The organism is Mesorhizobium sp. M5C.F.Ca.IN.020.32.2.1 (assembly GCF_004023105.1).
GTDB classification, from domain to species: domain Bacteria; phylum Pseudomonadota; class Alphaproteobacteria; order Rhizobiales; family Rhizobiaceae; genus Mesorhizobium; species Mesorhizobium wenxiniae.
The window spans coordinates 1-7,810 of sequence record NZ_RZSX01000231.1; the positions used below are offsets into that span (position 1 = coordinate 1).

Below are 7,810 nucleotides of genomic sequence, written 5' to 3' on the forward strand. Positions count from 1 at the left end.
GACAAGATGTCCATGTTCTTGTTCCACAGCGCCAGCGTCGTCTCCTCGATCGGCGCCGAGGTTGCCAGGCCGGCATTCGACACCAGTATATCGATGCCGCCGAACTCGACCGCGGTCTCGGCGAAGCCGGAGATCACCTGGTCCTCTGACGTGACATTGATGACCAGCGGCCGCACGAAATCTTTGCCATAGGCTTTCGCCAGCTCGTCATTGGCGCTGGCAAGGGCGGTCTCGTCGATGTCGGCCAGCACGACGCAGGCGCCTTCGCGCAGCAGCCGGTTGGCCGTCGCCCGGCCGATGCCGCCGGCGCCGCCGGTGACCAGCGCGATCTGGCCGGCTAGAGCCTTCGGCTTCGGCAGGCGCTGCAGCTTTGCCTCTTCGAGCAGCCAGTACTCGATGTCGAAGGCTTCCTGCTCGGGCAGCCCGACATAGGTCGACACCGTCGAGGCGCCGCGCATGACATTGATGGCGTTGACGTAGAATTCGCCCGATATGCGCGCCGTCGCCTTGTCGCCGGCGAAGGTGAACATGCCGACGCCGGGCATCAGATAGACCACGGCGTTCGGATCACGCACCGGTGGCGAATCCACGTGCTTGCAGCGGTCGTAATAAGCCTGATAGCCAACACGATACTCCGCCACATCGTCGGCGAGACGGGCGATGACGGCATCGACGTCGGGATTCCCGGGATCGAATTCGATGACCAGCGGCCGGATCTTGGTGCGCAGGAAATGGTCCGGGCAGGATGTGCCGAGCGCTGCCAGTGGGCGCAAATCCTTCGAATTGACGAATTCGAGCACGGCTGGCGAATCGTCGAAATGGCCAAGCTTGTGGCTTTTCTCCGAAATCAGGCCGCGGATCCTCGGCATCAGCTTTGCCGCCGCGGCGCGACGCGCCGGCGCGTCGAGCGATTTGACGACTTCGCCACCGAAGATCGGCTTGCCTTCAGACTTGCGCTCGAACCAGTCGATCGCCTGGTTGATCACCGAGATCGTCGTCTCGTAGCATTCCTTTGGGGTGTCGCCCCAGGTGAACAGGCCATGGCTTGCCAGGACGACGCCCTTGGCCTCAGGGTTCTCGAGGCAGAATTTTTCCAGCCACAGGCCGAGTTCAAAGCCCGGACGCTTCCACGGCAGCCAGCCGATCGCGTCGCCGAAGATCTCCTTGGTCAGCGCCTTCGAATCCTTGGCGGCGGCAATGGCGATAATGGCGTCGGGATGCATGTGGTCGACATGGGGCTTCGGCACGAATGCGTGCAGCGGCGTATCGATCGAGGCCGCGCGCGGATTGAGGTTAAAGGTGCAGTGGGGCAGATAGCCGACCATTTCGTCTTCATGCTCGAGGCCGCGATAAAGACCCTTCAACGCCCTGAGCTTGTCCATATAGAGCGTGGCGAAGCCGTCGAGCTTGATCGAGGCGCTGTCGCCGCCCGAGCCCTTGACCCACAGCACTTCCATGTTCTCACCGGTGAGCGGATCCTTTTGCCAGATCTTGGAAGAGGTGTTGCCGCCGCCATAGTTGGTGACGCGCTTGTCGGAGCCAAGAACATTCGAGCGATAGACGAGACGTTCCGGCTCGCTCATTGCTTGGGCTTTCGCGTCATCCCAAAGATTGGCGAGGCGCGTGCCGGAGCGCTTGTCGAGCATAGGTAATCCTCCCGTGACGTGAGACGCGCAAACGATGCGGTCAATTGCCACCGCATTGCGGGTCAGCTTTGCTCGAATGTCCACGCAAGCGGCGGCGTTGTCAATCACAAACGATCAAGATTGATCATATTGCACTGCACAATGAAATTATATGATCGGAAATGATTGACACTGCGCGTTTTGGGTGCCTAGATGCTCGGCAGGGAGGAACCATGCACGAGAAAGAGCGCCACAGGATCATTTTGTCCGCCGTCCAGGAAAAGCCTGTGGTGACGGTGCAGGAGATGGTCGACCTGACGGACTCGTCCGAGGCGACGATCCGGCGCGACATCGCCGCATTGCATGTGCAAAAGCGCCTGCGCCGCGTGCGCGGCGGCGCCGAGGCGATCACGCCACCGCAGTTCATCGGCCTTGCCGGCCGGCCTTTTTCCGTCAACGAGACGATCAACGCTTCGCAGAAGCGGGCCATCGCGCGGGACGCCGTGGAACTCTGCAAGGACGGCGAGCCGATCATCATCAATGGCGGCACCACCACCTTCCAGATGGTGCATTTCCTGACCGGCCGCCGGATGCCGATCTTCACCAATTCCTTTCCGATCGCCGAGCACCTGCTCAAGCACTCCAAGAACACGGTGATGCTGTCGGGCGGCACCATCTACCGCGAGCAGAACATCATCCTGTCGCCCTTCGAGAATGACGTGACGCGCAATTTCTATGCGCGCCGCATGTTCATGGGCGCACAAGGGCTCGGGCCACTCGGCTTGATGGAAGGCGATCCGCTGCTGATCCAGGCCGAGCAGAAACTGATCGATCAGGCCGACGAACTGGTGGTGCTGGTCGACTCGTCGAAGTTCAGAAAACGCTCGAGCCTGATCCTGTGCGGCCTGTCGCGCATCGCGACCGTCATTACCGACGACGGCATCGAGGACCGCGAGGCCAAGATGTTGGAGGCCGCGGGTGTGACGCTGGTCGTCGCCCGCACAACGCTGGGCAATAAGGAAGAATCTTCGCTGCAGGCCTGAGGCCCGCAGCGGCGATGGAATGCAACACTCAAGGGAGGATATTCGATGAGCTTTCTGAAGAAACTGATGGTTACGGCGGCGTTCTCCGCCGCCATGTTCGTGAATGCCGCCTATGCCGAGAACGTCAAGATCGCACTGGTGGTGAAGTCGCTCGGCAATGGCTTCTTCGATGCCGCCAACAAGGGCGCCGAAGAGGCGGCCAAGGAACTCGGCGACGTCGATATCATCTACACCGGCCCGACCAAGGCGACCGCCGAAGCGCAGATCGAGGTGATCAATTCGCTGATCGCCCAGAAGGTCAACGCCATCGCCATTTCGGCCAATGACGCCGACGCGCTGGTGCCGGCGCTGAAGAAGGCGATGGATCGCGGCATCACCGTCATCTCATGGGATTCAGGCGTCGCTCCGGATGGTCGCCAGCTCCACCTCAACCCCTCGGACACCAACCTGATCGGCGAGACCATCATCAAGCTTGCCGCCGACTACCTGCCGGAAGGCGGCGACGTCGCCATCCTGTCGGCTTCGTCCACCGCGACCAACCAGAACGCCTGGATCGACGCGGCCAAGAAGGTGCTGCCGGAGAAATTTCCCAAGATCAACCTCGTCGCCACCGTTTACGGCGACGACGACTCGGCCAAGAGCACGGACGAAGCCAAGGGCCTTTTGAAGTCCTATCCGAACCTCAAAGCGATCATCGCACCGACCACGGTCGGCGTCGTTGCCGCCGCTCAGGTGGTGACCGACCAAGGCCTGATCGGCAAGGTCAACGTCACCGGCCTGGCGCTGCCGTCGGAGTTCAAGAAGTTCATCGACAACGGTGCCAGCCAAGCGGTCGCGCTGTGGAACCCGATCGACCTCGGCTACTCGGCCGTCTACCTCGCCCATGATTTGGCGGTGAAGAAGGAAGAAGCCAAGCCGGGTGCGGCGCTGTCGATCGGCCGCGTCGGCAAGGTCACGCTCGACGACACCAATTCGGCTGCGATGGCTCCGCCCTTCAAGTTCGACAAGTCGAACATCGAAGAATTCTCCAAGATCTATTGATCCTGGAGCCCTTCAAGCCGGCGCGGCGGGGCAGAGGTTCCGCCGCGTCCTCAAACGGACCTGCTGCAGGGCTTGATACGACTATGGACACGACAGCCCAACTCAACCCGACGACCGAGCAGCCTTTGGCTCCGGCTCCGCGCCTGACCCTGTCCGGCATCTCGAAGAGTTTTCCCGGCGTGCGCGCGCTGCATGATGTTAGCCTGTCGCTCTATCCCGGCCAGGTGACCGCTCTGATCGGCGAGAACGGCGCCGGCAAGTCGACGCTGGTCAAGATCATGACCGGCATCTACCAGCCCGATGCGGGCAGCATCAGCATCGATGGCCAGGCCGTCACCTTTCCCAGCGCTCATGCCGCCTTCGGGCACGGCATCACCGCCATCCACCAGGAAACCGTGCTGTTCGACGACCTGACGGTGGCCGAGAATATCTTTCTCGGCCATGCGCCGCGGTCGCGCTTCGGCACCATCGACTGGCGCATCATGCGCAAGAATGCCCGTGAAGTATTGAACACCATGGGTGCCGGCCACATTGACGCCGACGCGCGGCTGAAGGACCTCGGTATCGCCAACAAGCACCTCGTGGCAGTCGCCCGCGCCATGTCGATCGATGCCCAGATCGTCATCATGGACGAGCCGACCGCAGCGCTGTCGCTGAAGGAGATCGAGGAGCTCTTTTTGCTCATCGAATTCCTGAAGAGCGAAGGCAAGGCGATCCTGTTCATCAGCCACAAGTTCGACGAGATCTACCGCATTGCCGACCGCTATACGGTGTTCCGCGACGGCGAAATGGTCGGCAAAGGCCTGATCAGGGATGCCGGCCAGAGCCAGATCGTGCGCATGATGGTCGGCCGCGCCGTCGATCACATTTTTCCGCAGCGCAAGGCCGAGATCAGCGCGCCGGTGCTCACTGTCTCGGGGCTGTCGCACCCGACCGAGTTCGACGACATCGGTTTCGAGCTGCACAGAGGCGAAATCCTCGGCTTCTACGGCCTCGTCGGCGCCGGCCGCAGCGAGGTCATGCAGGCGATATCAGGCATCACCCGCACCAGCAGCGGCACAATCACGCTGGAAGGCAAACAGATCGTGCCGAAATCGGCAGCGGATTCGATCGACGCCGGCATCGTCTATGTGCCGGAAGAGCGCGGCAAGCAAGGCGTGGTGATCGGCCTGCCGATCTTCCAGAATATCTCGCTCCCCTCACTCAAGCGCACGTCCAAATCAGGCGTGTTGCGGCTGGCCGAGGAGTTCGCACTGGCCCGTTCCTACACCGAGCGGCTCGATTTGCGCGCCTCGTCGCTCAGCCAGGATGTCGGCACGCTGTCGGGCGGCAACCAGCAGAAGATCGTCATCGCCAAATGGCTGGCTACCGCGCCCAAGGTGATCATCCTCGATGAGCCGACCAAAGGCATCGACATCGGCTCGAAAGCCGCCGTGCACGGCTTCATGGCCGAGCTCGTCGCGCAGGGCCTGTCGGTGATCATGGTGTCGTCCGAACTGCCCGAGATCCTCGGCATGTCCGACCGGGTGATCGTCATGCGCGAGGGCCGCATCGCCTCAGTCTATGACAACAAGGGGCTCGACGCCGAAACGCTGGTCAGAACGGCAGCGGGGATCGCAGCATGAAGGCTCTTCTCAAAAATCGCGAAGTCTGGCTTCTCGCCGCCATCGTCGTGCTGATCGGGCTGATCTCAATGCGCTTTCCGGGCTTTGCCAATCCTGCCAATCTAAGCCAGGTGTTCAACGACACCTCGATCCTGATGATCCTGGCGCTGGGTCAGATGGTTGTCATTCTGACCCGCTCGATCGACCTGTCGATGGCGTCCAATCTCTGCTTCACCGGCATGGTAGTGGCGATGCTGAACGCCGCGCATCCGGCAATCCCGATCCCGCTGCTGATCGTCATCGCACTGCTAGTCGGACTGGTGCTCGGCGTGATCAACGGCCTGCTGGTATGGCGGCTGAACATCCCGTCAATCGTGGTGACGCTCGGCACGCTGACCATCTACCGCGGCGCCACCTTCGTCATCTCCGGAGGCGCCTGGGTCAATGCCGACCAGATGAGCCCTGAGTTCATCGGCCTGCAGCGCGCGGCCTTTCTCGGCATCCCGGTCCTGTCGTGGATCGCCATATTGGTCATCGCCTTGTTCTTCCTCGTGATGACGCGCACCGCGCTCGGCCGCTCGATCTACGCCATCGGCGTCAATCCGACGGCGTCGGTTTATGCCGGCATCGATGTCGGCCGCACCAAGTTCATCGTCTTCTGCATCTCGGGGATGGCCGCCGGTCTCTGCGGTTATCTCTGGATTTCGCGCTACGTCATCGCCTCGGTCGAGGTCGCCAATGGCTACGAGCTCAACATCATCGCCGCCTGCGTCATCGGCGGCATCTCGATCGCCGGCGGCATCGGCTCGGTCGGCGGCGCAGTGCTCGGTGCGCTGTTCCTCGGCATCATCTCCAATGCGCTGCCGGTCATCAACATCTCGCCCTTCTGGCAGATGGCGATTTCGGGCAGCGCCATCATCCTGGCCGTGGTGCTCAATGCGCGCGGCGAACGCCGGCAAGGCCGCATCATCCTCAAAAAGGCGGAAGCGGCATGACCGACACTCCAGCCCCACGCCACATTCCCAACCGGCTCGACAAGCCGCTCAACGCGGCGATCTTCTCATGGGAGGCGCTGCTGGTCGCGGTGGCAGTCGCCATCTTTGCCGTCAACAGCTTCGCCTCGCCCTATTTCCTCGACGCATGGTCGCTGTCTGACCTGACCTTCAACTTCACCGAGAAGGCACTGATCGCGCTTGCCATGGCGCTGCTGATCATTTCCGGCGAGATCGACCTGTCGGTCGCCGCCATCATTGCGCTGGCCTCGACGATGATGGGCATGGCGGTGCAGGCCGGCGCCGGCACGCCGGTGCTGGTGACGATCGGCATCGTGGTCGGGCTTGGCTGCGGCGCCTTTAACGGGCTGCTCGTCACCAGGCTGGGATTGCCGTCGATCGTCGTTACCATCGGCACGATGAGCCTGTTTCGCGGCATCGCCTTCATCGTCCTCGGCGACCAGGCCTACAAGGGCTATCCCCCGAGCTTCGCCTTCTTCGGCCAAGGCTATGTCTGGTGGGTGGTGTCGTTCGAACTGACGCTGCTCCTCGTCGCGGCGGTCGTCTACTGGTTCCTACTACACCGGACGAGCTTCGGCCGCCGCGTCTTCGCCATCGGCAACAACCCGGTTGCGGCGCAGTTTTCCGGCGTGCGCGTCGGCCGCATCAAGTTCATCCTGTTCTGCCTGACCGGCTTGATGGCCGGCATCGCCTCGGTGCTGATCACCTCGCGGCTCGGCTCGACCCGACCGTCGATCGCGCAAGGCTACGAATTGGAAGTCATCACCATGGTGGTGCTTGGTGGCGTCAGCATCCTGGGCGGCGCCGGCAGCATTCTGGGTGTCGTGCTCGCCGCCTTCATCATGGGGCTGGTGACTTTTGGCCTGGGGCTGCTCAACGTGCCCGGCATCGTCATGTCGATCTTCATCGGCCTGCTGCTGATCATCGTCATCGCGCTGCCGATCGTCTGGCGGCGGGTGCGTCGGGAGCGTTTCACCTGATGGCCGAAAAATACGCGTTCAAGATGAAGCTCAATCCGGGCATGAAGGCCGAATACAAAAGGCGCCATGACGACATCTGGCCGTCGCTGGTGGCGCTGTTGAAGCAGGCAGGCGTTTTCGACTATTCGATCCATCTCGACGAAGAGACCAACACCTTGTTCGGCGTGCTGTGGCGGCGTGACGACCACGGCATGGATGAATTGCCGAAGCACCCTGTGATGCAGCGCTGGTGGGCCGAGATGGCCGACATCATGGAAACCAAGCCTGATAACGAGCCGGTGGCGGTGCCGCTGGAAACCATGTTCCATATGGAATGACCCACCACGTCGCCGTCATCGATATCGGCAAAACCAATGCCAAGGTAGCGCTGGTCAATCTCGACGACATGCGCGAATTCGCGCTGCGCCGCATGGCGAATGCGCCCGTTGCCGACGGTTCCTACCCGCACCACGATGTCGAGCTTTTGTGGTCGTTCATTCTCGACAGCCTCGCCGGGATTAATCG

General features: G+C 62.0%; 7 protein-coding genes and 1 pseudogene. 7 read left to right on the forward strand and 1 reads right to left on the reverse strand.

Features of this window, described 5'->3' with window-relative positions; all coding sequences use genetic code 11:
• Window positions 1–1,646: bifunctional rhamnulose-1-phosphate aldolase/short-chain dehydrogenase (locus EOA86_RS13865; RefSeq protein WP_128342159.1), on the reverse strand; the 1,646-nt coding region annotated here is incomplete at its 3' end.
• Window positions 1,647–1,858: 212 nt separating this feature from the next.
• Here EOA86_RS13865 and EOA86_RS13870 point away from each other — a divergent pair.
• The 7 genes and pseudogenes from EOA86_RS13870 to EOA86_RS13900 form a co-directional block, all read left to right on the forward strand.
• Window positions 1,859–2,668, forward strand: a complete 810-nt coding sequence (locus tag EOA86_RS13870) for a DeoR/GlpR family DNA-binding transcription regulator (protein ID WP_128342161.1) — start codon at window positions 1,859–1,861, stop codon at window positions 2,666–2,668.
• Window positions 2,669–2,713: 45 nt separating this feature from the next.
• Entirely contained in the window at window positions 2,714–3,709 is a 996-nt protein-coding gene (rhaS, locus tag EOA86_RS13875) for a rhamnose ABC transporter substrate-binding protein (protein WP_128342163.1), read from the forward strand.
• An 83-nt stretch (window positions 3,710–3,792) separates the two neighbouring features.
• Window positions 3,793–5,334: a sugar ABC transporter ATP-binding protein gene (locus EOA86_RS13880; protein WP_127211849.1), complete on the forward strand. Its 1,542-nt coding sequence runs from the start codon at window positions 3,793–3,795 to the stop codon at window positions 5,332–5,334.
• Window positions 5,331–6,308, forward strand: a complete 978-nt coding sequence (locus EOA86_RS13885; protein WP_128342164.1) for an ABC transporter permease — start codon at window positions 5,331–5,333, stop codon at window positions 6,306–6,308. Before EOA86_RS13880 ends, EOA86_RS13885 begins: the two co-directional genes overlap by 4 nt.
• The gene (locus tag EOA86_RS13890) at window positions 6,305–7,306 is read left to right on the forward strand and encodes an ABC transporter permease (protein WP_065005822.1); all 1,002 of its coding nucleotides are present in this window, start codon (window positions 6,305–6,307) and stop codon (window positions 7,304–7,306) included. The genes EOA86_RS13885 and EOA86_RS13890 overlap by 4 nt, the downstream gene beginning before the upstream one ends.
• A complete protein-coding gene (rhaM, locus tag EOA86_RS13895; protein WP_128342166.1) occupies window positions 7,306–7,623 on the forward strand; it encodes an L-rhamnose mutarotase in 318 nt (105 codons plus the stop codon). Before EOA86_RS13890 ends, rhaM begins: the two co-directional genes overlap by 1 nt.
• Window positions 7,620–7,810, forward strand: a pseudogene (locus tag EOA86_RS13900) (carbohydrate kinase); the annotation flags it as partial. The gene rhaM and the pseudogene EOA86_RS13900, both read left to right, overlap by 4 nt.